Origin of the sequence: Curtobacterium sp. MCLR17_054 (assembly GCF_003234335.2) — a bacterium.
Lineage (GTDB): Bacteria > Actinomycetota > Actinomycetes > Actinomycetales > Microbacteriaceae > Curtobacterium > Curtobacterium flaccumfaciens.
Map to the genome: position 1 here is coordinate 1721913 of NZ_CP126263.1, position 25581 is coordinate 1747493.

Annotated in this window: 35 protein-coding genes; 16 read left to right on the forward strand and 19 right to left on the reverse strand. The window is 72.2% G+C overall.

From position 1 onward, the window contains the following. Positions 1-37 precede the first annotated feature (37 nt). On the reverse strand, positions 38-550 hold the full coding sequence (locus tag DEJ08_RS08220) for a hypothetical protein (RefSeq protein WP_111054643.1): 513 nt from the start codon (positions 548-550) through the stop codon (positions 38-40). A gap of 175 nt (positions 551-725) precedes the next feature. On the opposite strand from DEJ08_RS08220, the gene DEJ08_RS08225 reads away from it, so the two are divergent. Next, a complete protein-coding gene (locus DEJ08_RS08225) occupies positions 726-1055 on the forward strand; it encodes a tRNA-dihydrouridine synthase (protein WP_258320836.1) in 330 nt (109 codons plus the stop codon). Then, the gene (locus DEJ08_RS08230) at positions 1055-2359 is read left to right on the forward strand and encodes a glutathionylspermidine synthase family protein (RefSeq protein WP_111054642.1); all 1305 of its coding nucleotides are present in this window, start codon (positions 1055-1057) and stop codon (positions 2357-2359) included. The genes DEJ08_RS08225 and DEJ08_RS08230 overlap by 1 nt, the downstream gene beginning before the upstream one ends. Before the next feature lie 6 nt (positions 2360-2365). Here DEJ08_RS08230 and arr read toward each other — a convergent pair whose 3' ends face one another. The 6 genes from arr to DEJ08_RS08260 all read right to left on the reverse strand — a co-directional run bounded on the left by arr (position 2366) and on the right by DEJ08_RS08260 (position 6155). Next, on the reverse strand, positions 2366-2788 hold the full coding sequence (gene arr, locus DEJ08_RS08235) for an NAD(+)--rifampin ADP-ribosyltransferase (RefSeq protein ID WP_111054641.1): 423 nt from the start codon (positions 2786-2788) through the stop codon (positions 2366-2368). A gap of 20 nt (positions 2789-2808) precedes the next feature. Then, the gene (locus DEJ08_RS08240) at positions 2809-3201 is read right to left on the reverse strand and encodes a hypothetical protein (RefSeq protein ID WP_111054640.1); all 393 of its coding nucleotides are present in this window, start codon (positions 3199-3201) and stop codon (positions 2809-2811) included. Beyond that, the gene (locus DEJ08_RS08245; RefSeq protein WP_071405299.1) at positions 3198-3770 is read right to left on the reverse strand and encodes a TetR/AcrR family transcriptional regulator; all 573 of its coding nucleotides are present in this window, start codon (positions 3768-3770) and stop codon (positions 3198-3200) included. The genes DEJ08_RS08240 and DEJ08_RS08245 overlap by 4 nt, the downstream gene beginning before the upstream one ends. Next, positions 3763-4611, reverse strand: coding sequence for an alpha/beta fold hydrolase (locus DEJ08_RS08250; protein WP_111054639.1), 849 nt, complete (start codon positions 4609-4611; stop codon positions 3763-3765). Before DEJ08_RS08250 ends, DEJ08_RS08245 begins: the two co-directional genes overlap by 8 nt. 73 nt (positions 4612-4684) lie before the next feature. Further along, positions 4685-5527 (reverse strand): SDR family NAD(P)-dependent oxidoreductase, encoded by an 843-nt coding sequence (locus DEJ08_RS08255; RefSeq protein WP_111054638.1) that lies wholly within the window; start codon positions 5525-5527, stop codon positions 4685-4687. Between the two features lie 70 nt (positions 5528-5597). Next, positions 5598-6155, reverse strand: coding sequence for a cyclophilin-like fold protein (locus DEJ08_RS08260; RefSeq protein WP_181438997.1), 558 nt, complete (start codon positions 6153-6155; stop codon positions 5598-5600). A gap of 125 nt (positions 6156-6280) precedes the next feature. Here DEJ08_RS08260 and DEJ08_RS08265 point away from each other — a divergent pair, with 125 nt between their 5' ends. Next, positions 6281-7480, forward strand: coding sequence for an MFS transporter (locus DEJ08_RS08265; protein WP_258367087.1), 1200 nt, complete (start codon positions 6281-6283; stop codon positions 7478-7480). Positions 7481-7521: 41 nt separating this feature from the next. Beyond that, positions 7522-8097: a GrpB family protein gene (locus DEJ08_RS08270; RefSeq protein ID WP_111054635.1), complete on the forward strand. Its 576-nt coding sequence runs from the start codon at positions 7522-7524 to the stop codon at positions 8095-8097. Positions 8098-8121: 24 nt separating this feature from the next. Here the strand turns inward: DEJ08_RS08270 and DEJ08_RS08275 are convergent, their stop codons facing one another. Together DEJ08_RS08275 and DEJ08_RS08280 are read right to left on the reverse strand one after the other, a co-directional pair. Then, positions 8122-9087, reverse strand: coding sequence for a nuclear transport factor 2 family protein (locus DEJ08_RS08275; protein ID WP_111054634.1), 966 nt, complete (start codon positions 9085-9087; stop codon positions 8122-8124). Positions 9088-9326: 239 nt separating this feature from the next. Continuing rightward, positions 9327-9797 carry a MarR family winged helix-turn-helix transcriptional regulator gene (locus DEJ08_RS08280; protein ID WP_111054633.1) on the reverse strand — a complete coding sequence of 157 codons (471 nt, stop codon included), beginning with the start codon at positions 9795-9797 and terminating at the stop codon, positions 9327-9329. Positions 9798-9860: 63 nt separating this feature from the next. Here DEJ08_RS08280 and DEJ08_RS08285 point away from each other — a divergent pair, with 63 nt between their 5' ends. Further along, on the forward strand, positions 9861-10388 hold the full coding sequence (locus DEJ08_RS08285) for a phenolic acid decarboxylase (protein WP_017885669.1): 528 nt from the start codon (positions 9861-9863) through the stop codon (positions 10386-10388). Between the two features lie 2 nt (positions 10389-10390). After that, complete coding sequence (locus DEJ08_RS08290; RefSeq protein ID WP_111054632.1) at positions 10391-11203, forward strand: alpha/beta hydrolase; 813 nt, start codon at positions 10391-10393, stop codon at positions 11201-11203. Here the strand turns inward: DEJ08_RS08290 and DEJ08_RS08295 are convergent. After that, positions 11181-11573 (reverse strand): arsenate reductase ArsC, encoded by a 393-nt coding sequence (locus DEJ08_RS08295; RefSeq protein WP_111030197.1) that lies wholly within the window; start codon positions 11571-11573, stop codon positions 11181-11183. The two genes, DEJ08_RS08290 and DEJ08_RS08295, sit on opposite strands and share 23 nt — an antisense overlap. Positions 11574-11587: 14 nt before the next feature. Next, a complete protein-coding gene (gene chrA, locus DEJ08_RS08300) occupies positions 11588-12811 on the reverse strand; it encodes a chromate efflux transporter (RefSeq protein ID WP_111054631.1) in 1224 nt (407 codons plus the stop codon). Between the two features lie 45 nt (positions 12812-12856). Here chrA and DEJ08_RS08305 point away from each other — a divergent pair, with 45 nt between their 5' ends. Beyond that, complete coding sequence (locus DEJ08_RS08305) at positions 12857-13525, forward strand: arsenate reductase/protein-tyrosine-phosphatase family protein (RefSeq protein WP_111054630.1); 669 nt, start codon at positions 12857-12859, stop codon at positions 13523-13525. Between the two features lie 165 nt (positions 13526-13690). On the opposite strand, the gene DEJ08_RS08310 is transcribed toward DEJ08_RS08305, so the two are convergent. Further along, positions 13691-14824, reverse strand: coding sequence for a glycosyltransferase family 4 protein (locus tag DEJ08_RS08310; protein WP_146248498.1), 1134 nt, complete (start codon positions 14822-14824; stop codon positions 13691-13693). Between the two features lie 309 nt (positions 14825-15133). On the opposite strand from DEJ08_RS08310, the gene DEJ08_RS08315 reads away from it, so the two are divergent. Together DEJ08_RS08315 and DEJ08_RS08320 are read left to right on the forward strand one after the other, a co-directional pair. Further along, entirely contained in the window at positions 15134-15754 is a 621-nt protein-coding gene (locus DEJ08_RS08315) for a hypothetical protein (RefSeq protein ID WP_146248497.1), read from the forward strand. 309 nt (positions 15755-16063) lie between these two features. Further along, on the forward strand, positions 16064-16405 hold the full coding sequence (locus tag DEJ08_RS08320; RefSeq protein ID WP_111054627.1) for a DUF4333 domain-containing protein: 342 nt from the start codon (positions 16064-16066) through the stop codon (positions 16403-16405). A gap of 25 nt (positions 16406-16430) precedes the next feature. Here the strand turns inward: DEJ08_RS08320 and DEJ08_RS08325 are convergent, their stop codons facing one another. Together DEJ08_RS08325 and DEJ08_RS08330 are read right to left on the reverse strand one after the other, a co-directional pair. Continuing rightward, positions 16431-16928 carry a hypothetical protein gene (locus DEJ08_RS08325; protein ID WP_027465412.1) on the reverse strand — a complete coding sequence of 166 codons (498 nt, stop codon included), beginning with the start codon at positions 16926-16928 and terminating at the stop codon, positions 16431-16433. A gap of 137 nt (positions 16929-17065) precedes the next feature. Then, a complete protein-coding gene (locus tag DEJ08_RS08330; RefSeq protein WP_111054626.1) occupies positions 17066-17899 on the reverse strand; it encodes an SDR family oxidoreductase in 834 nt (277 codons plus the stop codon). A 189-nt stretch (positions 17900-18088) separates the two neighbouring features. Here DEJ08_RS08330 and DEJ08_RS08335 point away from each other — a divergent pair, with 189 nt between their 5' ends. Continuing rightward, on the forward strand, positions 18089-18403 hold the full coding sequence (locus tag DEJ08_RS08335; RefSeq protein WP_071244494.1) for a hypothetical protein: 315 nt from the start codon (positions 18089-18091) through the stop codon (positions 18401-18403). 10 nt (positions 18404-18413) lie between these two features. Here the strand turns inward: DEJ08_RS08335 and DEJ08_RS08340 are convergent, their stop codons facing one another. Then, complete coding sequence (locus tag DEJ08_RS08340; RefSeq protein WP_111054625.1) at positions 18414-18743, reverse strand: hypothetical protein; 330 nt, start codon at positions 18741-18743, stop codon at positions 18414-18416. A gap of 105 nt (positions 18744-18848) precedes the next feature. Between DEJ08_RS08340 and DEJ08_RS08345 the strand changes: the two genes are divergently transcribed. The 3 genes from DEJ08_RS08345 to DEJ08_RS08355 all read left to right on the forward strand — a co-directional run bounded on the left by DEJ08_RS08345 (position 18849) and on the right by DEJ08_RS08355 (position 21197). Beyond that, positions 18849-19805, forward strand: a complete 957-nt coding sequence (locus DEJ08_RS08345) for an AraC family transcriptional regulator (RefSeq protein WP_111054624.1) — start codon at positions 18849-18851, stop codon at positions 19803-19805. A 118-nt stretch (positions 19806-19923) separates the two neighbouring features. After that, the gene (locus DEJ08_RS08350) at positions 19924-20538 is read left to right on the forward strand and encodes a DapH/DapD/GlmU-related protein (RefSeq protein WP_111054623.1); all 615 of its coding nucleotides are present in this window, start codon (positions 19924-19926) and stop codon (positions 20536-20538) included. A 242-nt stretch (positions 20539-20780) separates the two neighbouring features. Beyond that, on the forward strand, positions 20781-21197 hold the full coding sequence (locus DEJ08_RS08355; protein WP_111046900.1) for a VOC family protein: 417 nt from the start codon (positions 20781-20783) through the stop codon (positions 21195-21197). On the opposite strand, the gene DEJ08_RS08360 is transcribed toward DEJ08_RS08355, so the two are convergent. Then, complete coding sequence (locus tag DEJ08_RS08360) at positions 21178-22125, reverse strand: methyltransferase family protein (protein WP_111054622.1); 948 nt, start codon at positions 22123-22125, stop codon at positions 21178-21180. The two genes, DEJ08_RS08355 and DEJ08_RS08360, sit on opposite strands and share 20 nt — an antisense overlap. Before the next feature lie 75 nt (positions 22126-22200). Beyond that, positions 22201-22347, reverse strand: coding sequence for a hypothetical protein (locus DEJ08_RS08365; RefSeq protein ID WP_181438996.1), 147 nt, complete (start codon positions 22345-22347; stop codon positions 22201-22203). Between the two features lie 114 nt (positions 22348-22461). On the opposite strand from DEJ08_RS08365, the gene DEJ08_RS08370 reads away from it, so the two are divergent. Together DEJ08_RS08370 and DEJ08_RS08375 are read left to right on the forward strand one after the other, a co-directional pair. Next, positions 22462-22800 (forward strand): DUF3140 domain-containing protein, encoded by a 339-nt coding sequence (locus tag DEJ08_RS08370; protein ID WP_111054620.1) that lies wholly within the window; start codon positions 22462-22464, stop codon positions 22798-22800. 23 nt (positions 22801-22823) lie between these two features. Then, complete coding sequence (locus DEJ08_RS08375; protein WP_138803199.1) at positions 22824-23039, forward strand: hypothetical protein; 216 nt, start codon at positions 22824-22826, stop codon at positions 23037-23039. 25 nt (positions 23040-23064) lie between these two features. Here the strand turns inward: DEJ08_RS08375 and DEJ08_RS08380 are convergent, their stop codons facing one another. Together DEJ08_RS08380 and DEJ08_RS08385 are read right to left on the reverse strand one after the other, a co-directional pair. Next, positions 23065-23922: a glycoside hydrolase family 16 protein gene (locus DEJ08_RS08380; protein ID WP_111054672.1), complete on the reverse strand. Its 858-nt coding sequence runs from the start codon at positions 23920-23922 to the stop codon at positions 23065-23067. A gap of 103 nt (positions 23923-24025) precedes the next feature. After that, entirely contained in the window at positions 24026-24286 is a 261-nt protein-coding gene (locus DEJ08_RS08385; RefSeq protein WP_071405277.1) for a hypothetical protein, read from the reverse strand. A 75-nt stretch (positions 24287-24361) separates the two neighbouring features. Between DEJ08_RS08385 and DEJ08_RS08390 the strand changes: the two genes are divergently transcribed. Continuing rightward, positions 24362-25324, forward strand: a complete 963-nt coding sequence (locus DEJ08_RS08390) for an SDR family NAD(P)-dependent oxidoreductase (protein ID WP_181438995.1) — start codon at positions 24362-24364, stop codon at positions 25322-25324. The last annotated feature ends 257 nt before the right edge of the window (positions 25325-25581 follow it).

Sequence of the window (25581 nt, forward strand, 5' to 3'; positions counted from 1 at the left end):
TGCGCGCCCTCTCATCGTGCCGGCCGTGGATCGGTGGTCAGTGCTCGGTGTGCTCGACGAGGTGAACGCCCTCGACGCGGCCGAGGACGTCCAGTGACGCGGGGTCGATCAGGCGGGCGCTCCAGGACGCCCGGTCGGCTCCACGGGGCAGCTCGGGCAGCGCCGCCGTGAAGGCGAACCGGCCGGTCGGGCCGACGGCGCTGCTGCCCGGCTCGATCTCCGCGACGCGCTCGTTCCCGGAGTCGTCCCCGGGGCTGCCGTAGTGGACGACCACGACGGCACCGGGGGTGCCCAGCCCGGCGAACCGCACCCTGACGACTCCGCTGGTGCCGACCGTCCGTGGTGGGCGGATCGCGAACCGGTGTGCGCCACTCGTCACGGTCGGTGCCCCGAGTGCGGCGCCGAGTGCGCCGGATGCGCCGAGGCCGATCGTCTCGGGGCCCGGCGTGGTCGGTGACGGCGCGGGCAGGGCGATGGCGACGGCGAGCGCAGCGATCCCCACGGCGAGGATGATCGGAGACGCCCGGACCCGATCGGTGCTCCGCGGCATGGTCGGCCCCTTCGTGGACGGTGTGCGGCGGCTGCCGCCACCGCACACGCTACCGGTTCGCCAGACGATCGTCTGCGCTGGTCGAGGTGCCGACGCGGACACCGGTCCATGGGGAGCGGTACTGTTCCCCTTCGTGAGTGTTCGTCGCCGTGCTTCCCGTGTCGTCTCCATAGGGGTGGTCGCAGCCCTGGCGGCGTCGTTGACCGGGTGCGGCGAGGGAGCCGGCGTCGACAGCGACTACGCGAAGATCTGCCGCGACAACGCGACCGAGAAGCGGTTGCCGGACGACGACTGCAACAACCACGGCGGGCACGCCGGCTGGTACTTCCTGCCGCTCTTCGCCAACCGTGCCACGAGGGTCCCCGGCGTGGGGGACGCGGTCTCCGGCGGCACGAGCGCCCTGCCCGCCGGGAAGACCGCGAAGGCCGGCGTCTCGTCCCGTGGGAGCTCCGTCACCAAGGGCGGCTTCGGCGGAGCCGGCGGTCACGGTGGGTTCGGCGGCTGATGGAGCGCATCGAGTTCCCCGAGCGTCCGGACTGGCGGCGCCGGATCCAGCAGACCGGGTTGATCTACTCGCGGTCCGTCCGCGACGACGGCACGCCCGTCGAGTACTGGAACGACACCGCCGCGTACGTCTTCACGCTGCCGGAGGTCGAGGCGCTCGAGCGGCAGACCGAGGAACTGCACCGGATGTGCCTCGAAGCCGCCCGGTACCTCGCCACCGGTGCCCTCGGCACGCTGGGCCTGACGCGAGCCGGGTTCGACCTCGCCTCGTGGTCGCTCGAGCACGATGAGCCCGACCTGTACGCGCGGTTCGACCTGGCCTACGCCGGAGACGGTTCACCCGCCAAGATGCTCGAGTACAACGGGGACACCCCGACCGGGTTGATCGAGGCATCGGTCACGCAGTGGCACTGGATGCAGGACCGGCTCACCACCGGCGAACTGTCCGCCGAGACTGACCAGTGGAACGGCATCCACGAGGCGATGGTGGCGCGCTGGCGGACACTGCTGCACGAGTCCCTGCGCGCCGAGGACGGTGGGCGACTGTTCGTGGCGCACTCCGACCTCGACACGGCGGGCGAGGACTGGGACACGGTGGCCTACATGCGCGACCTGGCGGGGGAGGCCGGGTGGGAGCACACCGGCATCGAGATGAAGGACATCGGCTGGCACGCGACGGCCCGACAGTTCGTCGGCGACCAGGAGCCGGTCGGTTCGTCGCGCAGCGTGTTCACGCTGCCCGGGGACGATCCGGGGACCCAGTACCCGGTGATCCGCAACCTCTTCAAGCTGTACCCGTGGGAGGACCTCGTCTCCGGGGACGACCGGGCGCAGGGCGACGAGGAGTTCGGCGCCTTCCTGGTCAGCGACCGCGGGCGGCTCGGCCGCTGGTACGAGCCGGCGTGGAAGATGTTCCTGTCGAACAAGCTGCTGCTCGTCGCGCTCTGGCGATTGTTCCCTGGCCACCCGAACCTGCTGCCGGCCTTCGCGGACGGTCCGAACGGCATGCGCGACTTCGTTGTGAAGCCCGTGTTCGGGCGCGAGGGCGACGGCATCGCGGTGCACCGAGCCGACGGTTCGGTCACGACGAACGGTCGCGAGTACCGGCGCCCCGGCACCGGGGCCGAACGGGTGTGGCAGCAGTACCACGAGCTCCCGGACTTCCCGGGGTCGAACGGGCACAACCACCCGGTCCTCGGGTCGTGGGTCGTGGGCGGCGAGTCCTTCGGGGTCGGCATCCGCGAGTCCGACGGGCCGATCACGGACTACTGGTGCCGGTTCGCCCCGAACATCATCGCGGCCTGACGTCGGTCAGTTGACGATCTCGCCGCGTTCCTCGGGCGGGAGCGCGACGAGCCGTTCCCGCCACTGGCGCAACGCCTCCGGGGTGAGCCGTGTCCATCCGGTCTCCTCGCCGACCACGCGGAGCGGGAGGACACTGCGGTACGACCGGGTCGGGTTGCCGGGGAACTTCTTGTCGGTCACGTTCGGGTCGTCCTCGAAGGGACCGGTCGGCTCGACGCGGTACACACGCGGCTCACGGTCGCCGGGCACGAGCTCGGCCGCGAGTTCGGCCGCGAGCCCTGCTCCGTCGCGGGTCGCCGTGAAGTAGACGTGGTTCATCACGACGTCGGGGCGGTAGTTCGAGCGGAAACCGGGGGAGAGGAACTCGCCGGGCCGCAGGGCTGCCACTGTGCCGTGCCAGAACGGACCGGTCTCGTCTGCTGCTGCCATGGCGTCAGCCTACGAACGGCTCAGCGCCCGCGTCCGACCAGCGCGCGCCACCGCGGCTGTTCCGAGACGACGACGGCGACGCACAGGGCGGTGACGACGATCGCGACCGCCGTCGGCCACAGGACCCAGGCTGCAGCGACCGCCCCCACGAGGTGCGCGAGGACCGACGCGATGGTGACCGCTCCCGGTGCCGCGACCGGCGGGTCGCCGCCGGGGCGGTCGCCCGTGGTCCCGAACACCGCCGGCGGCACGACGAGGACCAGGACGGCGGTGATCGCGAGCACCGGCGAGTGGGGCCAGAGCGCCCACGGCAGGCCCACCCACGCGACGAGCTCCGCCAGGAACCGCAGGCCGCCACGGAGCGGGTCGTGACCGACGGGCCTCGACGGGCGCGCCGCCGTGGACACGGTCACCGTGTCGTCGCGGCACGGAAGCCGCGATCCAGGAAGTCGACCATCCACGCGGCACTCGCATCGACGTCCGTGTCCATCTGGAACCCGCCGGACGCCTCGATCGTGGCGAACCCGTGCAGGACGCTGCGGAGCACCCGGAGCGCGTGGACCTCGTCGGCCGGGTCGAGCGGGTAGTCGCGGAGCGCCGCGGCGAAGGACGCCAGGGTGCGACCGAGTGCGACCGCCAGGGGGTCATCGGCACCGGTCGGCCGGACGCCGACGGCTGCCTGGTACCGCGCCGGGTGTTCCCGGACGCTCCGGCGCACGGTCTGCACCGCCGCCTCGAGCGCACTCCGACCGCTGCGGCCCTGCATGGCGTCGCGGAGTGCGTCACCGAGCTCGTTCGCACCGAGGATCGCGATCCTGCGCGTGAGGTCGCCGAGTCCGTCGACGTGCTTGTACAGCGACGGTGCCTTCACCCCGAGGCGGTCGGCGACGACGCTCATGCTCAGCTGGGCCAGGCCGATCTCGTCGGCCAGCGTCGCCGCGGTCTCGGTGACGGTCGCCGGGTCGAGCCCCGCCCTAGGCAACGGGACCTGCGACGGGCAGCGTGCGGGCGAGGAACGGCAGCAGCAGGGCGAGGAGCGCCGCCGGCGTCTCGGTGTGGGGGTAGTGACCGGCGCCGTCGATCACGGCGAGTTCCCCGAGGCCGTCCGGCAGGTCGGCGAGGATCCGCTCGCCCTCGGCGCGGGGCACGGCCCAGTCCGGGTCGGCACTGCCCTCGACGACGAGCACGGGGCACCGGACGGCACCCAGCTGCTCGCCGGCGTCGGCGGGCGACGTGCGGGTCATGGCGCGGAGGACCGCCATCCGCTCCGGTTGCCGCAGGGTCGTCTCGATCCGGCTGCGCTCCGTCGCCCAGTCGGCGGGCTTGGCGGGGACCGCGATGTCGAGGTACGCGAGCCAGCCGGGCAGGCTGCCGCTCGTCATGACCCGCGCGAGCTGGACGGTGCCGGCGCGGTGCCGGCGGTTGCGCAGCAGTCCGCCCAGGTCGACGGACTGCTTGCGCGTGAACGGCGCCAGCTCGACGATGCCCGCGACCAGGTCCGGTGCGGTGGCCGCGGCGATCGTCGCCGCGCCCCCGCTGATGGACTGTCCGACGACCACGGCCGGGCCACCGAGGTGGCGGGCCACCGCGACGAGGTCGCGTGCGATGTCGGCGCGCTGGTAGCCGGCCCACCCGGTGCTCGAGTCGCCGCAGCCGCGGAGGTCGACGTTCGCCACCCGGTAGCCGGCCGCGACGAGCTCCGGCACGACGAAGCGGTAGGCGTGCCGGCTGTCGCCCATGCCGTGGGCGAGGACCACGAGCGGCCCTGTTCCGGAGAGGTCGTAGGCGATCGTGCCGCCCTCGGTGTCCAGGTGTTCGAGCATGACGTGGCTCCTTCGGCTACGGGTAGTAACTCAGAAGCTAATACCCATAGCCAAAGTTGGCAAGGGGCAATCGTCACGCATCCAGGTCGAGCGTCGTCGACAGCTCGGGGAACGCCTGCGCCTGGTCGACGAGCTGCTGTCCCTTCTGCACGATCCCCGCCACGCTGTCCGCACCGGCGGCGAACCGCAGCGGCGGCTCGGGCATCGCGATCAGCGTCAGCAGCACCTGCGCGAGCTTCGCGGGGTCGCCGGACTGGTTGCCCCGCATGCCGCGGAAGAACTCCTTCGACCCGGCCGAGAGCGGGGCGTAGTCGTCGATCGCGACGTCGCCCCAGAAGGTCGAGTCGCCCTCGGCCAGCAGGTCGGTGCGGAAGAAGCCGGGCTCGACCACGGTGGTGTGGATGCCGAAGGGCGCCACCTCGTCGTGCAGGGCCTCCATCCAGCCCTCGAGCGCGAACTTCGACGCCGAGTAGGCGCTCCCACCTGCGCCGGCGACGATGCCCGCGGTGGAGCTGATGCTGATGACGTGCCCGGAGCGCTGCCGTCGCATGACCGGGAGCACGGCACGCGTCACCGCGAGCGCCCCGAAGAAGTTCGTCTCCATCTGCGCGCGGAACTGCTCGGCCGAGATCTCCTCGAAGTACCCGGCCTGGAAGCTCCCGGCGTTGTTCACCAGGACGTCGACGCCGCCGAAGCGGTCGGTCGCGGCGTCGACTGCGGCTCGGACCGACTCCGGGTCGGTCACGTCGAGCGCGACGGCGAGCAGGCGCTCGTGGTCGCCGAGGACGGCGCGGACCCGCTCGGGGTCGCGTCCGGTCGCCACGACCCGGTGCCCGGCGTCGAGGGCGGTCCGGGCGAAGTCGGTGCCCATCCCGCGGCTCGTGCCGGTGATGAGGAAGGTGCTGGTTCCGGTCATGGGGTGTGGTTCCTGTTCGGTGGAAGGGACGCGAGGCGAGGCAGGGACGCGGGGAAGGGGCGGACGCCCGTCAGCCGCGCACTCGGATGGTGGCGGCGCCGGACAGCAGGTCGCGCACCGCTCCGACGTCGTCGACGGTGCCGATCGGCACGATCCCCGGGAAGCTGCCGACGTCCGTGTAGTACAGGACGATCGACTGATCCGGCACGTAGTAGGCGATGGTGCCCGCCGGCGCATCGCTCGTGCTCGGGGCGCCGGTGGTGTCGAGCGGCGCGGGGAGCCGGGCGATCTGCTCCTGCCCGCCGTAGTCGGCGAAGGTCAGCGTCGCCGGCAGCCGGGCGGCCAGCGCGCGCGCCGTCGCGCTGTCGGTCAACCGGCCGGTCAGGGTCTCGCCGTCGAGCTCGATGGTGATGTGCACGGGGTCGGCCTCCGTCGGGGTGGTGATCGTGGGAGCTGCAGTCGCGGTCGCAGTCGCGGCCGCGGACGCAGGCGCCGGCGGCTCCGCGCGGTCGACGCCGCTGCACCCGGCGAGCGCCCCCACCACCAGCGCGACGACCGGAGCCAGCGCGAGCGGGCCCAGTGCGAGGTGCGGACCCGCGGCGGGACGGCGTCTGGTGCGGACGTGCATCGGGGCTCCCTCTGTTCGTGGACACCACCATCGAAGCCCCACCACCACCCGCCCAGTGAGGCTCCGGCGAAACGGGGTCCAGCCGAACCTCCCTGTCCGCCGGACCATGCCCCTACCGTCGGTCCGTGACCACGACGACCTCCGACCTCCCCACGACCGACCGGGCCACCGACGGTCGACTGCCCTGGTTCCCGCTCGCCCTGCTCGCCGCGATCGGGTTCCTCCTCGTCGCCATGGAGACGATGCCGGCCGGGCTGCTGCCCGCGATCGCCGATGGCATGGGCACGAGCGAGGGCACGGTCGGCCTGTTCGTCAGCGCGTACGCGATGGGGACGGTCATCGCCACGGTCCCGGCGATCGCCCTGACCCGCGGGTTCCGCCGCAAGCCGCTCATCGTCGCCGCCATCGCCGTGCTCCTCGTCGCGAACACCCTGACCGCGTTCGCGCCGAACGTCGCGGTCGCGCTGGTCACCCGGTTCGTCGCCGGCGCGATGTCGGGGACGATCTGGGGCATGTTCGCCACCTACGCCCGGCGGATCAGCCCGGCACGCTTCGCCGGGGTGTCGCTCGCGATCGTGTCGACGGGCGCGCCGGTGGGGTTCGCGCTGGGCACCCCGCTCGGGTCCTTCATCGGCAACGCCCTGGGCTGGCGGTCGTCGTTCATCGGGCTGAGCCTGGTCGGCGTGGTGGTCCTGGCACTGATCGCGCTGTTCGTGCCGGACGCCCAGGGGCAGACGAGCGGCGCGAAGCTGTCCGTCGTGCAGGTGTTCCGGATCCGCGGCATCGCGGTCATCCTCGCGGTGATCGCGACGTGGATGGTGGCGCACAACACGATCTACACGTACATCTCGCCGTACCTGCGGGCGACCGGCACCGACCTGAGCGCCGGGCTGGTGCTGCTCGTCTACGGGATCGCCGCGATCCTCGGCGTCGTCGTGACCGGCGCGCTGCTCGACCGGCACCCCCGACCCCTGCTGCACGGCAGCGTCGGCCTGTTCGTCCTGGCGGGCGTGGTGCTGCTCGTCGGGCACGAGTCGCCGGTCGCGGTCCTGGTGGCCGCGGGCCTGTGGGGCATCGGCTTCGGAGGGTCCTCCACGCAGCTGCAGGCCGCCCTGACGACCGCCGGCGGTGATGACGCCGACGTCGCGAGCGCGTTCCTGCCGGTCGCGTTCAACATCGCGATCTTCGCGGCCGGCCTGTTCGGTGCCGCCCTGCTGACGGCCTTCGACGGGCTGGTGCTCGCCGTGGTGATGATCGTGTTCGGGGCGGTCGCGGCGCTCCTCACCGTCATCGGCCGCGGATCGGCGTTCCCCGCGAAGCTCTGACGCGATCGACGACGGCGACCACGGGCTGCGATCATGTCCGGGTGCAGCACGACGACGACCACCCCCGCCCGGACGTCACGACCATCGCGATCATCGGCGGCCCGGAGCCGGTCACCGTGACCCTGCACCCCGCCGACAGCGGGTGGGCTGCGGTCTTCGCGGACCACCGGCGACGCATCCTGGAGGCCCTCCCCGGCTCCGGCACGGACGCTCCGGTCGTCGAGCACATCGGCTCCACGGCCGTCCCCGGCCTGGCAGCGAAACCCATCGTCGACATCGTGGTCGTCGTCGCCGACGTCACCGCCGAGGCCACGTACCTCGACCAGCTCCTCGCCGCCGGGTACGAGCTGCGTGTCCGCGAACCGGGCCACCGCCTGGTCCGGACGCCGGCCCGAGACGTCCACGTGCACGTCTACGAGCGGGGCGCGACGGCGGTCGACGAGTACCTGCTCCTCCGGGATCACCTGCGCGCCGACGCCGACGACCGCGCGCTGTACGAACGGACGAAGCGGGAGCTGCTCGACCGGAGCTGGGACGACATGAACGCCTACGCCGAGGCGAAGACGGCCGTCATCACCGCGATCAAGGAGCGGGCACGACGGAGCCGCGCGTCCTGAGACGCGCGGCTCCGTGGTCGAGCCTCAGCTCGTCGGGACGACGTCCCAGTGCTCGCGGATCAGGTTGTGGTCGACCCGGAACAGGTCGGCCGCGCCGAACGGTGCGTCGGCCCTCGCCCCGACCGGCTTCGAGAACGTCCACACCAGGTCGCCGTCGGCGAGCGAGATGACGGACTCCTGCTTCGGCAGGCTCTGCGCGGCGCTGCCGGCGAAGAACTGCTTGAGCGCGGCCGTGCCGTTCGCGGCGACCGAGTTGTGCTGCAGGTACGCCGGGTCGAACTTCTCGTCGAGGACGGACACGTCGTGGTCGCGGAACAGCCGGTCGTACGCGGTCACGGCGAGCACCCGGTTGTGCTCCTCCTGCCGCTCGGTCAGGTGACGGTCACGCTTCGCGGCCGGGTACAGGTCGCTGAACATGCTGTTCGTGTTGCCGCTGGCCGGGGTCCCCGTCGGGACCGTCTGGCGGAGTGCCCACCACTCGCTGATGCGCCCGTTGCGCATGCGGAACAGGTCGACGGCGGCGTCACCGGTGCGTTCGTCCTTCGGCTTCGCGGTGATCTGCCAGTGCACGGCCACCAGGTCCGCGTCACCGGCGATGTGCTTGATCACGGCGTGGGCGCCGGGCACCCGGGAGCGGTCGGCGGTGAACTCGGCGAGCAACGCCGACGGACCCGAGGCGCTCGTCGCACCGTGCGCGACGGCACCGGTCGCGACGGCGGTCCGTGCAGCCGCACGGGCCTTCGCGGACGCGGGGGACCGGAACGCGCACCGGAACAGGTGCCGGACCGTGGCCTCGTTGCGCTGCTCGGCGCGACGGTCGAGCCGCGAGACCGCCGTGCCACCCGAGGTCGTCCGCGCCGCACGGTCCACCGTGTGGTGCGCGGAGGTCGCCGTGGTGACGGAGGTGGAGGAGGAGGTGGAGGTGTGGAGGGGTGCCGCCACGGCCGGACCGGCCACGAGCGACACGGCGATGGCGACCGGAGCTGCCACCGCACACGCCTTGGCGATGATGGGGAGAAGTGATGTCGTCTGCACGGCAGAACGATGGAACCGGTCCCTGGAAGCCCACGCGCGCCCTGGGGCCGCCACTCGCTCGACCGTGACCGGCTTCTCAGTCGCGGTGCGCGCCTCCAGGGCGGCCTGTGCGCGCGCTGCCAGGGTGACCCGCTCCCGCTGGTGATCGACGAGCCGGACCTGTGCGACGGCTCACGCGCACTGTCAGCCGATCCCTACGCTCCGGGCTCGTCGATGGCCAGGCGGAGCTCGGCGAGCACGGGCAGCGCGGCGCGCAGCGCGTCGACCCCGTCCGGGCCCAGGCGTTCGAGCGCGCCGACCAGGACGTGCTCGGCCGAGGCGTCGTAGACCCGGAGCCGCTCGGACGCGAGCTCGGTCAGGGCGATCTCGGTGCTGCGGCCGTCGCCGGTGGCGAGCCGCCGGTGGACGAGCCCGCCGCGTTCCATCGCGGTGACGAGGTTGCTGACCGTGGAGCGGGCGAGGCCGAGGGACCGGCCGAGCGCCGTCGGCGTGAGCCATCCGGCGTCGTCGAGTCGTCGCAGGACCTCGATCTGGGCGTCGGGCAGTTCCGGCAGTGCACCGTCACGGCGTGATGCGTTCAGCAGGGTGCGGCGGAACGGGCCGACCTGGTCGCTGAGGCGCCGGGCGATGTCCCGGAGTCCTGCGGTGTCGTGCTCGCTGCCCATGTCCTCAGCTTAGGTCCTCGAAAAAGGTTTGCAACAAAACTATGTTTGGCGCAGGATGGGTGCATGACGATCACCACCTCAGTCGCACAGCCCGTCCCGTCGCAGGACCTCTCCGGCATCGTCGGACACCGGTTCATCTACACGTACGCCAACGGCTGGCAGTACGAGATGTACGTCAAGAACGCCACCACCATCGACTACCGCATCCACTCCGGCATGGTCGGCGGTCGCTGGGTCAAGGACCAGCAGGTCGACCTCGTGGTGCTCACCGCCGGCGTCTACAAGGTGTCGTGGAACGAGCCGACCGGCACGAGCGTCGTCGTGACCGTGGTGCCGGGGGAGCGCGTGCTGCACGGCACGATCTTCTTCCCGCACTGGGTCGAGGAGGACGGCAGCAAGACCGTGCTGTTCCAGAACGACCACCTGGACCGGATGCGCGAGTACCGCGACGCCGGCCCCACCTACCCGATCTACGTCGTCCCCGAGTTCGCCCACATCACCCTGTTCGAGTTCGTCGGCCAGGACGACGAGACCGTCGTCGACACTGCGCCCGCCGACCTGCCGGCCGGGTTCGCCGACCGGAGCAACTGAGCATGACCGCGGAACGTCCGGTGGAGCGTGCCCTGACGAGCATCCGGCTCGAGCACCGGGGCGGGGCGCTCCGGGGGTGGGAGTACCGCCCGGCGTCGGCGTCGGCGTCGGCGCCCGCGGCTGCCGGCGGCGCGGTGCTGTTCGTGCACGGGTTCGGTGACTCGTCGATCGGTCCGCGCCAGCTCTTCGTGCAGGCCGCGACCGCCCTGACCGACACCGGTCTGACGGTCCGCTCCTACGACCGTCTCGGGCACGGCACGAGCGACGGACGGTTCGCGGACATCTCGATCGGCGACGAGGTCGAGCAGGTCGTCACGATGATCCGGGCGTTCTCGGACGACCAGGGGGCACCGATCGACGTCGTCGCCCACAGCCTGGGCGCCGTCGAGTCGGCGATGGCGGCGGCGAGGGTCCCCGACCTGGTGCGGAGCCTGACCCTGTGGTCGCCGGCCGGGGTCGTGGTCGACGACATCGCCGTGCACGACACCATCCAGGGGCAGCCGCTCGCACCCGTCCGTGACCGCGGCTGGTTCGACTTCGGTGGGACCGCCCTCGGGCGCGGGTTCGTCGACGAGGTCCGGGACGGACTCGACGTCTACGCCCAGGCACGCGGGTACGACGGGCCGGTCGACGTGCTGCACGGCACTGCCGACGAGATCGTCCCGGTCGAGTACGGCCGGCGCTACGGCGAACTGCTCAGCGGGGCGACGTTCACCGCGGTCGAGGGTGCGGACCACGTCTGGTCGTCGGTCCCGTGGCGCGAGCAGCTCGTCGACCGCCTGCTCGACCGCGTCAGGGAGCGGTCCGGGCGATGAGGTCCTGCACCCGCGCGCGCACGTCGTCGCGGATCGGCCGGACGGCGTCCAGGTCGAGCCCCGCAGGGTCCGTGAGCTCCCAGTCCTCGTAGCGCTTGCCCGGGAACACCGGGCAGGCGTCGCCGCACCCCATCGTGATGACGACGTCGGCGGCGCGGACGGCATCGGTGCTGAGCAGGGCGGGCTGCTCGTTCCGGATGTCGATGCCCTCCTCGAGCATCGCCGCGACGACCACGGGGTTGAGCTGGTCGGCCGGTTCGGAGCCGGCGCTCCGGACGTCGACGCGGCCACCCGCCAGGTGCTGCAGGAAGCCGGCGGCCATCTGGGAGCGGCCGGCGTTGTGGACGCAGACGAACAGGACGGTGGGCATGCGGGGTGCTCCGATCAGAGGACGACGGCGCCGAGCAGGCCGGCTCCGATGACGACGGCCCACGGGGGAGCGGACCAGCGGGTGAGGGCGGTGAAGGCGGCCACGGCGAGCGCCAGTGCGGGTGCTGAGCGGACCCCCTCGGTGATGACCGGGTCCCAGAGTGCCGCGGCGAGGAGCCCGACGACCCCCGCGTTCACGCCGGCCAGCACGCGCCGGGCCCACGGCAGGGCGCGGAGCACGTGCCAGAACGGCAGGGCGCCGATGACGAGGAGTGCCGCCGGCAGGAAGATCGCGACGAGTGCCACCGCCGCGCCGACGAGCCCGCTCGGACTGCCGTCGGCGACGGCGCCGAGGTAGGCGGCGAAGGTGAAGAGCGGCCCGGGCACGGCCTGTGCGGCGCCGTACCCGGCCAGGAAGTCCGCGTGGCCCACCAGGTGCGTGGCCACGGTCTGTGACTCGAGCAGCGGCAGGACGACGTGGCCGCCGCCGAAGACGAGCGAGCCCGCCTGGGCGAAGACCCCGAACAGGCGAACGGCCCCGGTGCCGCTCGCGGCGACGGGTGCCGCGACGAGCAGGGCGGCGAACGCGACGAGCGCCGACACGGCGACCCAGCGGGGGAGGCGCACGGCGACCTCGGCGTCGTCGACGTCCTCGGTGTCTCCGACATCCTCGACCGGGCCGACCACCCGACCGAGCCACAGCACGCCGACCACACCGCACACCGCGATGACCGCGACCTGCGCCGCCGGGCCGGGGACGAGCAGCACCACGATCGCGGCGGCCGCCGCGATGGTCGCCCGACGGCGGTCCGGTGTGAGCGAGCGCGCCATGCCGAGCACCGCCTGCGCCACCACCGCGGCAGCGGCGGCCTGCAGCCCGAGCAGCCACCCGGCGCCGGCCAGGTCGGGCGTGCCGGAGACCAGCAGGGCGAACGCGACGAGCAGCACCGCGGACGGCAGGGTGAACCCGCACCACGCCGCGAGGAGCCCGAGCAGTCCGGCGCGCTGCAGCCCGAGGGCCATCCCGACCTGGCTCGACGCCGGTCCGGGCAGGAACTGGCACAGCGCGACGAGGTCGGCGTAGGCGTCGTCCCGCAGCCAGCGGCGACGCACCACGAAGGCTTCACGGAAGTACCCGAGGTGTGCGACCGGCCCGCCGAACGAGGTCAGCCCGAGCCGCAGGAACACCAGGAACACCGATGCCGCGGATGACCGCAGGGGCTCAGGGCTGGTCGTCACCCGCTCATCTTGACGATGGCAGATGGTTCAGTCAACATTGAACCGATGAACACCGGGCGGCAGGACCTCGAGCGGCGTGCGACGCAGCACGCGGCCCTCGGCGACGTCGCCCGCCTGGCGATCGTCGACCTGCTCGCCGCGTCCGACGTCAGCCCGAGCGAGGTGCGGGCCGCCCTCGGGATCTCCGGGCCGCTCCTGGCGCACCACCTGCGCGTCCTCGAGCAGGCCGGTCTGGTCACACGACGCCGCTCCGACGGCGACGGGCGCCGCAGCTACCTGCACCTCGAACCGAGCGGTGTCCCGCACGGTTCGGCGGCGGTGCCGGGCCCGGTGTCCCGCGTGCTGTTCGTCTGCACCGGCAACTCCGCGCGCTCACCGCTGGCCGCGGGCGTCTGGGCGCAGGTCAGCGAGATCGGCTCGCTGTCCGGCGGGACGCGTCCCGCGGCCGCCATCGCCCCCGGGGCGGTCGCCGTCGGGGAACGCCACGGCCTGGACCTCGGCCGCCACGTTCCGCGAGCCTTCCGCGACCTCGTCGCCGACGGCGACCTGGTCGTCACGGTCTGCGACCGTGCGCACGAGTCGATCAACGACGGCGACAGCCTGCACTGGTCGCTGCCGAACCCCTCGCGCGTCGGCACGCCGGACGCGTACGAGGCCACCTACGCTGACCTCCGGTCCCGCGCCACCGCGCTCGCTGCGCGCCTCGCCGCCTGACGCGGCCCCACGAACGGAACGCCCCGATGAGATCCCCCCTCCTCATCGGGGCGTTCTCCTTGCTCGACCGCCTGCGGACTGGAGGCCCGGGTCGGGCCCGCACCGTGCCTCCCGTCCGTCCCGTGGTGCGCCCAGGGCGGCGCGCGCTCGCGGGGGAGCCGTCACTCAGGGCCGGCAGCTGCCGGCGACCAGCCGGAGGACCTGATCGGTGTGCCGTTCCGCCGTCGCGAGCCGCGCGTGCTCGATCGCGGCGGCGGTGTGCGGCCGCAGCAGCGTCCGGTCCGAGGCGAGTTCGATGATCGTCGTGGCGAGCCCGAACGCGGTCTCGTCGTCGGTCAGGACGGCGGCGGAGCCGAACTCGCTCGCCAGGCGGATGTCGGACACGATGACCGGACGGTGGTCCCGGAACGCCTCGAGCGCGGTCATCGGCTGGCCGTCGTGCTCGAGCGAGCAGACCACCGCCGCGTGCCCGCACAGCAGCAGGTCGTGGACGGCCTGCGACGACAGGCGGCCGTGGACACGGACCGACACCGGCGTGCGGGTCGGGGGAACGGTCCCGCCGGCGACGTCGACCCGCACGGCGTGTGCCCCGAGCCGGATCTCCACCAGCCGGATCGCGTTGAGGAGGACGTCGAGGCGCTTGTCCGGGGTGAACCGCGACGCCCAGACGAGTCGGAGCGGGCCGAGTTCCGGCGCCGGCGGCGGTTCGACCGGTCGGCGGCCGAGGGCGTTGGGCACGACGTGGACCGGGCCGACGCCGGCCTCGCGGAGGACACGGGCCTGCCGGGTCGTCGGGGTGACGACGACGTCGGCCGCCCTCGAAACGGCCACGGCCATGTTGCGGCGCGCGTCGTCCATGGGGTGCCCCGTGAAGCGGTGCCGCGTGGACCGGATGCCGGTCACCACACGGTGCGCGTGCCGTGCGAGGGGCGCCATCGCCGCCGCGGTCCGTCCCCGGACCGGCGCCGAGCCGTGCACGGTGTGGATCGTCGGCAGCTCGAGGGAGCGCGCCGTGGTCAGCGCCGCCGCGGCGAGGCCGAAGTCCGAGTGGGTGACGACGAGGTCGATCCGTTCCTCGAGCATCAGGGTGCCGAGGCACCGGCGGACACGGACCGAGTTGCGGACCACCGGCAGGTCGCTCTCCGGGGCGCTGATCGACGGTTCGACCTCGAACAGGCGGACGCCGTGCTTCCGCAGCTCCGCGGTCTCGCTCGAGCGCGGAGTCGCCACCCAGACGACGTGACCGGACTCCGCGAAGGCCTTCGCCTGCTCGACCAGCGCGGCGCGTTCACCCCGCATCGCCGACAGGGGAAAGTCGCTCGCGAGCAGGACGGTCGCCTTCGCCGCGGCCACGTCAGCGGCCGGTCTCGAGCTCGGTGGTCTGGCGGGGGCTGCGCATGCGGTCTCTCACGGTTCGGGAGCGGAACGGGGTGCTGGGAACCGTAGGCGTTCAGAAGACGATCGTCTAGTGAGCCGCTGTGCTGCTGAGCAGGCCTTCACGACTCCCCGGGCGGACGCCCAGCCGGGCGCGGTCCCAGCTCGCCTACCGTGGAGTCACCAGACGATCGTCTGGTGAAGCCGACGGCACACGCCGAGGAACGAGACGACATGTCCATCTCCGTGCCCTCTCGGGCGCACCACGTCTCCGCGCTGCTCTCCGGCGTCGCGCTCGTCCTGGGTTCGGTCCTGGTGGCGGCTCCGGCGCCGGCCTCCGCAGACGCCGCGCCGGCGGCTGCAGCCGTGCCCACGGCGGCCACGCCGTCCACCCCCACCACCCCGTCGCAGCACTGGAACTACTCGTTCACCTACCCCCTGGGGCACGCGAGCCCCACGGACATCTGGAACCGGCTGCACACCTGCTTCTCCTGCGGTATCCCGATCACCGGCGCCCCGACCGCGTTCCCGCAGGTGGGTGACGTGGTGCCGTTCACCCTGAACCGGTTCGGGGACGACAGTTTCCGGGTGAGCACGTTGTACGACTACTCGGATCCGACGGTGCGGCCGGGCGTGAACTCCGGCCTGATCATGACCGCGACCGATCAGAACATCGGCGGGGCCGGATCGGTGCTGAACATCGACTTCACGGTCCGAGCCACCGACGGGCAGACGATCATGACCGTCAGCGCGAACGTCGAGAACGACTTCGGGTCGTCCGGTCGGCGACAGGCCTACGCCCAGTGGGAGCACGACCAGTGGGCCCGCGTCGCGGACCGGCTGCTGCACGGCTAGCGGCTGCGCGGCTGATCCGGGACCCGCCGGTTCCTGTCCGGTTCCGGCGGATTCTGTACACGTCTGAGCCGTGGTCGACGTACAGTCTCCGGAAGCTACCCCGCCGGACCCTACCGGCGGGTGCCCGACCCCCCGTTCCCGGGCTGGCCTCGTCATGACCACCGCGTCGAACCCGACGGCGTCGTAGCGCGAGGACGTCTGCTCCTGACCCGAACTCGTGCAGACGTCCTCGCACCTTCCCGCTATCGTCGAGGAACCGCCGGTCCCCGATCTCGGGCGAGCAGCGGCCAGGGGACCACGGGGGACACCATGCAGCACCAGCGCGCCATCACCGCACTCACGACGCTCACCGCGACGATCGCCCTGGCGGTGACGCTCAGCGGGTGCGCGGTGTCGACGTCGTCGTCACGGACCGTCACACCGGACGCCTTCGAACGCGTCGTCGTCGACGCGTTGGCGGACGTCTCGGACGCGACGCCCGAGGTCGACTGCGGTGCGGACGACATCGCGATCGAGGACGGCGCCGAGGTGCACTGCGACGTGAACACGGCGGGCTACGACGTGGTCTACGACTCGGTGTCCACGATCAGCACCGACGGCGGCGACGACTACCACGTGGACGTGGAAGTGGCCGACCAGCCCAAGGACTGATCGGCCACAACACGGTGTCCGACGACTAGCGGTCGGATGCCTCGACGACGCAGCTCTCGACCTGCTGGGCGGCCTTCGAGTCGTCGGCGAACGGCGTCGGCGCGTCCGAGGTAGTGGTCGTCTCGTCGGCGACGGCCTGCTTGGCGACGTCGTTCACGGCGTACAGCGGACCGTCGAAGTCGTCGGCCGTGGGGTCGGCGGTGGTCGCCCAGATGGTGACCTCGTCGTCGTTCGAGTCGTTGCTGTCCGCGGGGACGATCGCGGCACCGAGGTACCAGCCGCCGTCACCCTTCTGGATGTTCGCGAACTCGGTGGTGTCGTGCGACCCGACGGCCTTGTCGATCATGTCGACGGCGGCGCTGGCGGCCACGTCGCACTGGGCCGACTGCGACTTCTCCTCGGAGCCGGGGACCTTGCCGACGGGGTTGATGTTCTGCGCTCCGCCGGGGTCGCAGGCGGTGAGCAGGAGGGCTACGGTGGCGGCGCCGAACAGCGCCGTGACGGTCTTCGCTCGCGTGGACATGGCCCTGAACGTAGGCCGGCCCCGGTGGGCGGCGGTTCAGCCAGGAGCGTCCCCCGACGACGGACGGGAGGCCCGGCGCACGTCGTGCCCCGGGCCTCCCGTCCGTCACCTGGTCCCGTTGCCGGACCGGCGTCCCGTCACAGGATCGGGGTGCCGCCGGTGACGGCGACCCGTGCGCCGGAGACGTAGCTGCCGTCGTCACTGGCGAGCAGCACGTAGACGGGCGCGAGCTCGGCCGGCTGGCCGGGACGGCCGAGCGGCGACTGCTTGCCGAACTGCTCGACCTGCTCCGGCGGCATCGTCGACGGGATCAGCGGCGTCCAGATCGGACCGGGGGCGACGCTGTTCACGCGGATGCCGCGTTCCCCGAGCAGCTGCGCCAGCGCGGCCGACAGGTTCGCGACGCCGGCCTTGGTGACGTCGTAGGGCGCCAGGTTCGGCTTCGGGTTGTCGGAGTTGACCGAGCTCGACCCGATGATCGACGACCCCGGGCCGAGGTGCGGCAGCGCGGCCTTGACGAGGTGGAAGTAGGCGCTGAGGTTCGTCGCGAGGGTGTGGTCCCACTCCTCGTCGCTGATCTCCTCGATCGTCTCGTGGGTCATCTGGTAGGCGGCGTTGTTCACGAGGACGTCGAGCCCGCCGAGTTCCGAGACCGCCTGGTCGATGACGGATCGGCAGTACGCGGGATCGCTCACGTCGCCCGGGAACAGCACGGCCTTCCGACCGGCCTTCTCGATCCAGCGCTTCGTGTCCTGCGCGTCGTCCTCCTCTTCCGGCAGGTAGCTGATCAGGACGTCGGCACCCTCGCGCGCGAACGCGATCGCGACGGCCTTCCCGATGCCGCTGTCCCCGCCGGTGATGACGGCGCGCTTGCCGGTGAGCTTGCCGGAGCCGCGGTACGACTCCTCGCCGTGGTCGGCCTTCGGGGTGAGTTCCTGGTCGCTCCCCGGGGGCTGCTGCTGCTCGGTCATGTCTCTCCCTGTGGTCGGTTTCCCTGGACGTCCCCGATGGTCGGCGACCCCCACTGGGCACCGGTTCAGGCTCCGGGCGTACCCCGTCCGGAAAGCGAAGATGTGTGCGGCGCGCAACGGCGGCCTACCGTGGCACCGGATCAGGGAACCGTCACCGCGACGGAAGCTCCTCTTCACCAGGGAGCAACGTTGAAGTACGTGAACTACGCGGGCACGGTCCGTGTCCTGACGAGCGACACGATCGCCGACGCGGTGATCCGGTACGCCGCAGCACTGCACCAGAGCCGGCTGAGCGACGTCGTGTCGATCCCGACGGCCGACGACTTCGGGGTGGCGAGCACGATCGAGGTGCTCCTGGCCCCGGCGATCCCGGTCGCCCTCGAGCCCGCTCCGGACGACGACCTCGAACCCGAGGGCGAGGCGTTCCTGCTCGAACTCGGTCGGCGCACCGAGGCCGTGCTCGCCGTCGACACCAACGCGTCGCCGCCGGACTTCGGGCGCTGAGCCGACGCCCCTACTCCACCGGCCCCTCGGTCAGGTCCGACCGGGTGTCCGCGTGGATCACCTCGTCGTGGTCGAACGTCAGCGCGGCGGCGCGCAGCCGTGCCACGAACACGGTGTCCTCACCCTCGAGCTCGTCCTCCTCGGCGTCCTCGACGACGAGCTGGCTCGACGGACCGATGAGCACCTTGGTGGTCGTCATGGTGCCGTCGGCGGCCACGGCGGGGATCGCCACGGTGTCGGCACGGCTGCCCCCGGCCAGTGCGGCGGCGTACTCGATCACGGCATCGGCCACGTCGTCGCTCGTCAGGATCGTCGAGCGGTCGTACTGGATGTACTTCATGTTCGACCTCCTGGAGCACAGCCAACAGCGCGTTGGCTGGCCGCCGTACAGGAACGCGGCGCGTCGCTCGTTGCGCGGACGCCGACTTGTCGGGAGGATCATCACGTGCCCGAGACGATGCACCGCTTGCTGCGGGAGACCCAGACCGCCGAGCCGTCGGTCGCGGCCGAGGCGATGGCTCGGACGCACATCACCCACGGACTGTCGGTCGAACCCACGGACGCCGAGTTCGTGTTCGAGGAGCGCGTGCGCGGGACGGCACTGCTGTCGCTCGAGTCGACCCGCTGCACCGGGGTCCTGAGCGGCACGATCGAGCCGGGCGACGCGATGATGATCTTCTGGATGAAGTCCGGGGTCGCCCAGGTCGACGAGAACACCGTGAAGATCGGCCGCCCGACGCTCTTCCGGCAGGGGCCCCAGCGCTTCCGCTGGATCGCGTGCAACAAGGACGTCCTGCGCATCGACCGCTCGATCGTCGAACAGGTCGCGGCCGAGCGCGGCGACTGGGCCCCCGGTCCCATCGAGTTCCGTCCGCGGCACGTCCCCGAGGGAGCCCCGCTCGCTGCCTGGTGGCTCATGGTGCGGTCCGTCGCACAAGAGGTGCTGGCCGGACCGGACGCCGTCCCGGTCGAACGCGAGCGGGAGCTCGCGCGCTTCGCCGCCGGTGGGCTGCTCACCGCGATCCCGCACTGGCCGGTCGGGCAGCACGAGCCAGCGATGGCCGCCACCGCCCGCTTCGCCCGTGCCGAGACCTTCCTGCTCGAGCACGCCACCGAGCAGATCACCGTCGACGACGTCGCCGAGGCCGCAGGCCTGAGCGTGCGTGGCGTGCAGGCGGCGTTCCAGCGGCACCACGGCATCACCCCGACCATGTACCTGCGTCGCATCCGGCTGCTGCTCGCCCGCGAACAGCTCGAGTCGGGCGACGGTCGGAGCATCGCCGAGATCGCCCGGGCCACCGGGTTCGCCCACCTCGGCCGGTTCGCGGGGAGCTACCGCGAGGAGTTCGGCGAGCTGCCCCGGCAGACGGCGTCCACCGCGCGGGACGGCGCCCGCGCCTAGCGAGCAGCCGCGCGGGCCCGCAAGAATCCCGCAACCGCCCGCCGTCCGGCCGATCGCCGACGATCGTCGCCCTACGTTTGCGCTGCACGGACACGCAGCCACGACGACTGGAGACCCCATGGCCGGCTCAGCAGCACCACCCGTCCCGACCACGGCCGTCCCGCCGACGACCGATCCGTCGACGTTCGGCCGTCGGCTCGTCGAGGACGCCTCCTACGCCCGTGAGCACTTCGTCTTCACGGCACTGCTCGGATCCCCGCTGCTGCCCCGGATCGTCCGGCGGCTGCTGCTCCGTGCCGCCGGGGCACGCGCCGAGTCCGGAGTGGGCACCGGGTTCTCGCTGACGGGGGACCCGAAGCACCTCACCATCGGCCGGGGCGTCTTCTGCAACCGCAACGTGACCGTCGAGGCCGTGGCTCCCGTGACGATCGGTGCGAACACCGCGATCGGGATGCAGGTGCTCATCATGACGAGCCACCACGAGATCGACGCCGAGGGCCGGTGGAGCGACGTCGCGACCGGCCGCCCGGTGGTCGTCGAGGAGCACGTCTGGATCGGCGGCCGCGCCACGATCCTGCCGGGCGCCCACATCGAGCACGACGTCGTGGTCGCCGCCGGCGCCGTGGTCGTCGGCCGCCTGGCGGCGCACGGCGTCTACGCCGGCGTCCCCGCGAAGCGGATCCGTGAGCTCGCCCCGTCCGCGCGACCGCCGGTGGTGGACCCCGCCGGGTGACGGCCTGGAGGCCCGTGGCGGCGCCGCCACGCGCCTCCCGTCCGGCGTTGGTGCTGCTTCGAACACGCCGGCGTCCCGCTGCGCCGCCGCCCCGCCGTCGAGACGCCGCCGAAAGTGGAGGCGTCTCGACGACCTGGCGGCGCCGAACGAAGACGACGGCGTCTCCTTACGCGGGGACGCGCACTCTGCCAGCATGATCACGACGCGGGCGACGGCGCCCGCGCTGGACGAGGGAGACCGTCATGACCGTTCGCCTCAACCCCTACCTCGGGTTCCGGAGCGGCGCCCGCGAAGCGCTCGAGTTCTACCACTCGGTCTTCGGCGGCACGCTCACCATCGGCACGTTCGGTGAAGCCGGCATGAGCCAGGACCCCGCCGACGCCGACAAGGTGATGCACGGCCAGCTCGACGGCGACGAGGGCCTGCTCCTGATGGCCTCGGACGCGCCGTCCGGCATGCCGACGCCGGCCGAGAGCAGCATCTCGCTCTCGCTCAGCGGTGACGACCACGAACTGCTGACGCGGTGGTGGAACGGCCTCGCCCAGGGCGCAACGATCGTCGAACCGCTCACCACCGCCCCCTGGGGCGACACCTTCGGCATGCTGACCGACCGCCACGGGGTGTCGTGGCTGGTCAACATCAGCGGCGCGACGAGCTGAGCGGCACCGAACCCACGCGTGCCGGCACCGGCCACCGCGGCACCCAGCACCGGACCTGCTCGGCGTAGCGACGGAAGTCGTCGCCGAACCGTTCCGCCAGGTCGGATTCCTCGAGCGGGCGGACGATGCAGTTCCAGACCACGGAACCGGCGACCGCGTAGACGACGACCAGCCACGACGACAGCAGCAGGCCGACGGCGACGCCCTGGGTGATGCCGGCCAGTGCCATCGGGTTCCGCACCGATCGGTACGGCCCGGCGACCACCAGGCGGTTCGCGGTGGCCGAGGGCAGCGGCGTGCCCTCGCCCTTCGTCGACATCGCCGCTGCCGACGCGATGCCGAGCGCGCTGGCCAGCAGGAGCACGACCACACCGACGACGGTGAGGGTGGTGACGAAGGGTGCCGGCAGTTGCGGGTGGAGGCCCCAGCGGTGCTCGGCGAACGCGATGAGCAGGGGGAACGCCCCGAGGAACAGGCCCCAGAAGACGACGATCTGCAGCGCGGTCGCGGTGACGTGCCGGGAGCGCGGGGCGCTGGCGTCGGCGGTGCGGATCCGCAGCGGACCGCTCGTCACCCACTCCGTCGGGACCCGCCCGAGCAGCACCAGGGCGAGGGCGAGGGCCGAGCCGATCGTGGCGGCGAGCATGACGAGCACGCCCCAGCCGGCCTCGCCGGTCACGGTCGCCCAGACGCTCAGGGCGACGAGCACCAGGGCGGTCCACACCGTCGTGACCACCGCGGCGGCTCGGACACCGGCGGCGGCGAGCGCTGAGGCGACGACGAACAGCGGGACGTCGAACACGGCGACGAGCACCGGGTCGAGCGAGCCGAGCGTCGCCGTGCGGATCCAGGGCAGCGTCGCGACGGCGATCCACCAGGCCGCTCCACCGACGGCTTGCAGCGCGTAGTACCGCCGGCCCCAGGACATGGGTGCACGGTAGCAGTGCGCGGCGAGGGGCCGGGCCGTCGGCGGGCCGTGCGTGCCGTCGCTCCCGACGGTGGGTCAGTCGGTGTGGTTGATCTGTCCGAGCCAGCGACCGAAGGACGGGGTGCGCTCGTCGTGCAGGGTGGGCAGGACGGGCTTCGGCAGGCAGGCGCGCTCGTCGGTGACGGTTCCGGCGCCGGGGCTCTTGTGGAGGTCGAGGCTCATGGTGGGCTCCTTCGTGGTCGGTGGAGTGTTCGACACCGGGCGGGGCCGTTCCATTCCCATCTGACCCGCCCCGCCCTGCGCAGTCGTCCAGCACCGTCGGGTTGTCTCGACCGCATGAGCGAGCACGACGACGAGCAGACCCGGGCCGACTTCGACGACGCGGTGAACATGACCGCCACCGAGCTGCGGAAGTGGCTCGACACCGACGAGTCGAAGTCCGTCGGGCAGAAGCCCTCGGGCGGCGGCGAGTCGACCGGCCACGAGAGCGGCCGGCACATCATCCGCATCCTCGAGAAGCACAGGGCAGACCGCACCGACGACGACCTGGCGCACATGCGGAAGGTCGTCGGCTACGTCGCCCGGCACTCGGAGCAGCGGCCCGGCGGCGACGTGCACGACACCCCGTGGCGGTACTCGCTCATGAACTGGGGCCACGACCCGGAGAAGCACTGACGGCATCGGGCAGAATGGGTGGCGTGAACGAGACGGGCATGCCGCGCTTCCGACGGATCTGGTCGACCGTGCAGGTCGGTGTCCTCGCGATCGCCGTCGCGTTCTGCGTCGTGATGCTCGTGATCGGGCAGGGCAAGCTCGACCGGGTCTACGCGGTCGCCGCGGTGTTCTTCGGACTCGCCCTGGTCGGGCACAGCACCTACCTGTGGCTCGTCGCCCGGGCGAACCGCCGTCCCTGACGCTCGTCCGCTTCGGCGATCCCGGCTAGGCGTTCTGGTGGACCCGCAGCCAGTCGATGGTCATCTGCTGGGGGAACCGTGTCGAGGCGTCCGGCGAACCCGGCCAGTTCCCGCCGACCGCGACGTTGAGGATCACGAAGAACGGCTTGTCGAACACCCACGGGGCCGAGCCGACGTCGGCCCGGGTGATCGTCCGGTACGCGACGCCGTCGACCGTCCAGGTGATCGAGCCGGGGCGCCAGTCGACCCCGTACACGTGGAAGTCGTCGGCGAACGCTGCTCCGGACGGGTTCGTGTACGCCGCCGAGATGCCCTGCGCGCCGGAGTACCCGGGTCCGTGCACCGTGCCGTGCACGATCCCCGGCTCGTACCCGACGTTCTCCATGACGTCGATCTCCCCGCACGCCGGCCAGCCGACCTGCCCGATGTCCGCGCCGAGCATCCAGAACGCCGGCCAGATGCCCTGGCCGCGCGGGATGCGGATCCGCGCCTCGATGCGGCCGTACTGCGCGGTGTAGGTGCTCTCGGACTTCAGCCGGGCCGATGAGTACGACCCGTCGGCTTCGCGGTGTGCGGTGATCACGAGATTGCCGGCACCGTCGAGCGCCGCGTTCCGCCGCGAGTCCGTGTAGGTCTGCAGCTCGGCGTTGCCCCAGCCGCCCGCACCCAGGTCGTACCGCCAGATCCCCGGGTTCGGCGCGCTGCCGGCCGGGCCGTCGAACTCGTCGGCGGCGAGCAGCACGGGGGCAGCGGTCGGCGCCGCAGCTCCGGTCGCGGCCTGTGCCGACCCGTCCGAGCCGATCGCCGTCGCGCCGAGGGCGGTCGTCGCGGCTCCGGTGAGTCCGAGCGTCATGAAGCGCCGTCGATCGATGTGCTGGTCCATGTCGTGCTCCCTGCAGCGCGATGGTGGTGTGGTCGTCGGATCATGCACCATCCGGCTGCGCCTGAACAGGCCCGGATCCCGCTTCGTCCGCGGGGCGCACCGGTCAGCCGAAGCGCATCGCCAGCGGCACGAGCAACCCCGCGACCCAGACGAGCACCATCACGAGGGCGCCGACCGCGATGAGCCGTCGGCGACGCCGCAGCTTCGGGCTCCGCTCCTCGCCCCACATCTGTGCACGGACCAGCACCCGGTTCGCCTGCTCGACGACCTTCCGCACCTCGGGGTCGTCGACGTCGAGGACACCGGCGCGGGCGTGTTCGGCGATGACCGCGGCTTCGTCGACGGTCAGGTCGTCCTTGCGCATGCTCCATCTTCGCACCGCGTGCAGGGGTACGACCCGGCTGTGCGGGAACGGACCACGGCCGGGTACCAAGGACACATGGGACATCGGTACCGCGGGAAGATCGTCGTCATCACCGGAGCATCGAGCGGCATCGGGAGGGCCGCCGCACACGAGTTCGCCCGGCAGGGCGCCACGCTCGTGCTCGCCGCACGCGGGCACGACTCGCTCGAGGCCGCAGCCGCCGAGTGCCGGAAGCTCGGCGCCGAGGCGATCGCGATCCCGACCGACGTCGCCGACGAGCACCAGGTCAAGGACCTGATCGGCACGGTGACGACCCGCTTCGGTCGCATCGACGTCTTCGTCGGCAACGCGGCCCTGTTCGTCTACGGCCTGTTCGAGCAGACGCCCACCGAGGCGTTCAAGCGCGTCGTCGACACGAACCTGTACGGGCACCTCAACGCCATCACGCACCTGCTGCCGCACTGGAAGCAGCGCGGGAAGGGCACCTACGTGCTCGTCGGCTCGATCCAGTCGCTGCTCTCGGCGCCGTACCAGTCGGCGTACGTGACGAGCAAGCACGCTGCGCTCGGCCTGGTCGACGTGCTCGGCGACGAGTTCGCGGGCACCGGCATCAAGTTCACCGCGCTGCTGCCGTCCACGATCGACACCCCGATCTACCAGAACGGCGCCAACTACACCGGCAAGACCTCGCACCCGCTGCCGCCCACCGTCTCGGTCGAGCGAGCCGGCCGTGCCGTCGTGCAGGCCGCCACGCACCCCAAGCGCTACCGCTTCGTCGGACGCATCCAGGCGTCGCTCGTGCCGCTGCAGTACGTGTTCCCGGGCCTGTTCCACAAGATCACGAAGCCGATGGTGGAGACGTTCGCGCTCCGTGGCGAGGGCGCCCCCACCGACGGGAACCTCTACGCCCCCGCCGACGCCGCGAACGCGACGAACGGCGGCTGGGTCGCGAAGCGACGGCGCGTCACGCGCCCCCTCGTGTGGCTCGGCGTCGCCGCTGCGGGCGCGGCGGTCGTGCTCGGCCGCTCGCGTCGGTAGACGCACCCGCTGACGGCCTGGAGGCCCGGTGCCAGCTGGCACCGGGCCTCCCGTCCGTCCGCGCGTGCGTCCGAACCGGGCGTACCTGCCCGAACCGGGCGTACCTGCCCGAACCGGGCGCACCTGCCCGATCCGGGCATACCTGCCCGAACCGGGCGTACTTCCCCGAACCGGGCGCACCTGGCGGAATCGGGCGTACCTGCGGTGTTCTTCTTGGCAGGTACGCCCGATCTCGTTAGGTATCGCAGCTGTTCTGG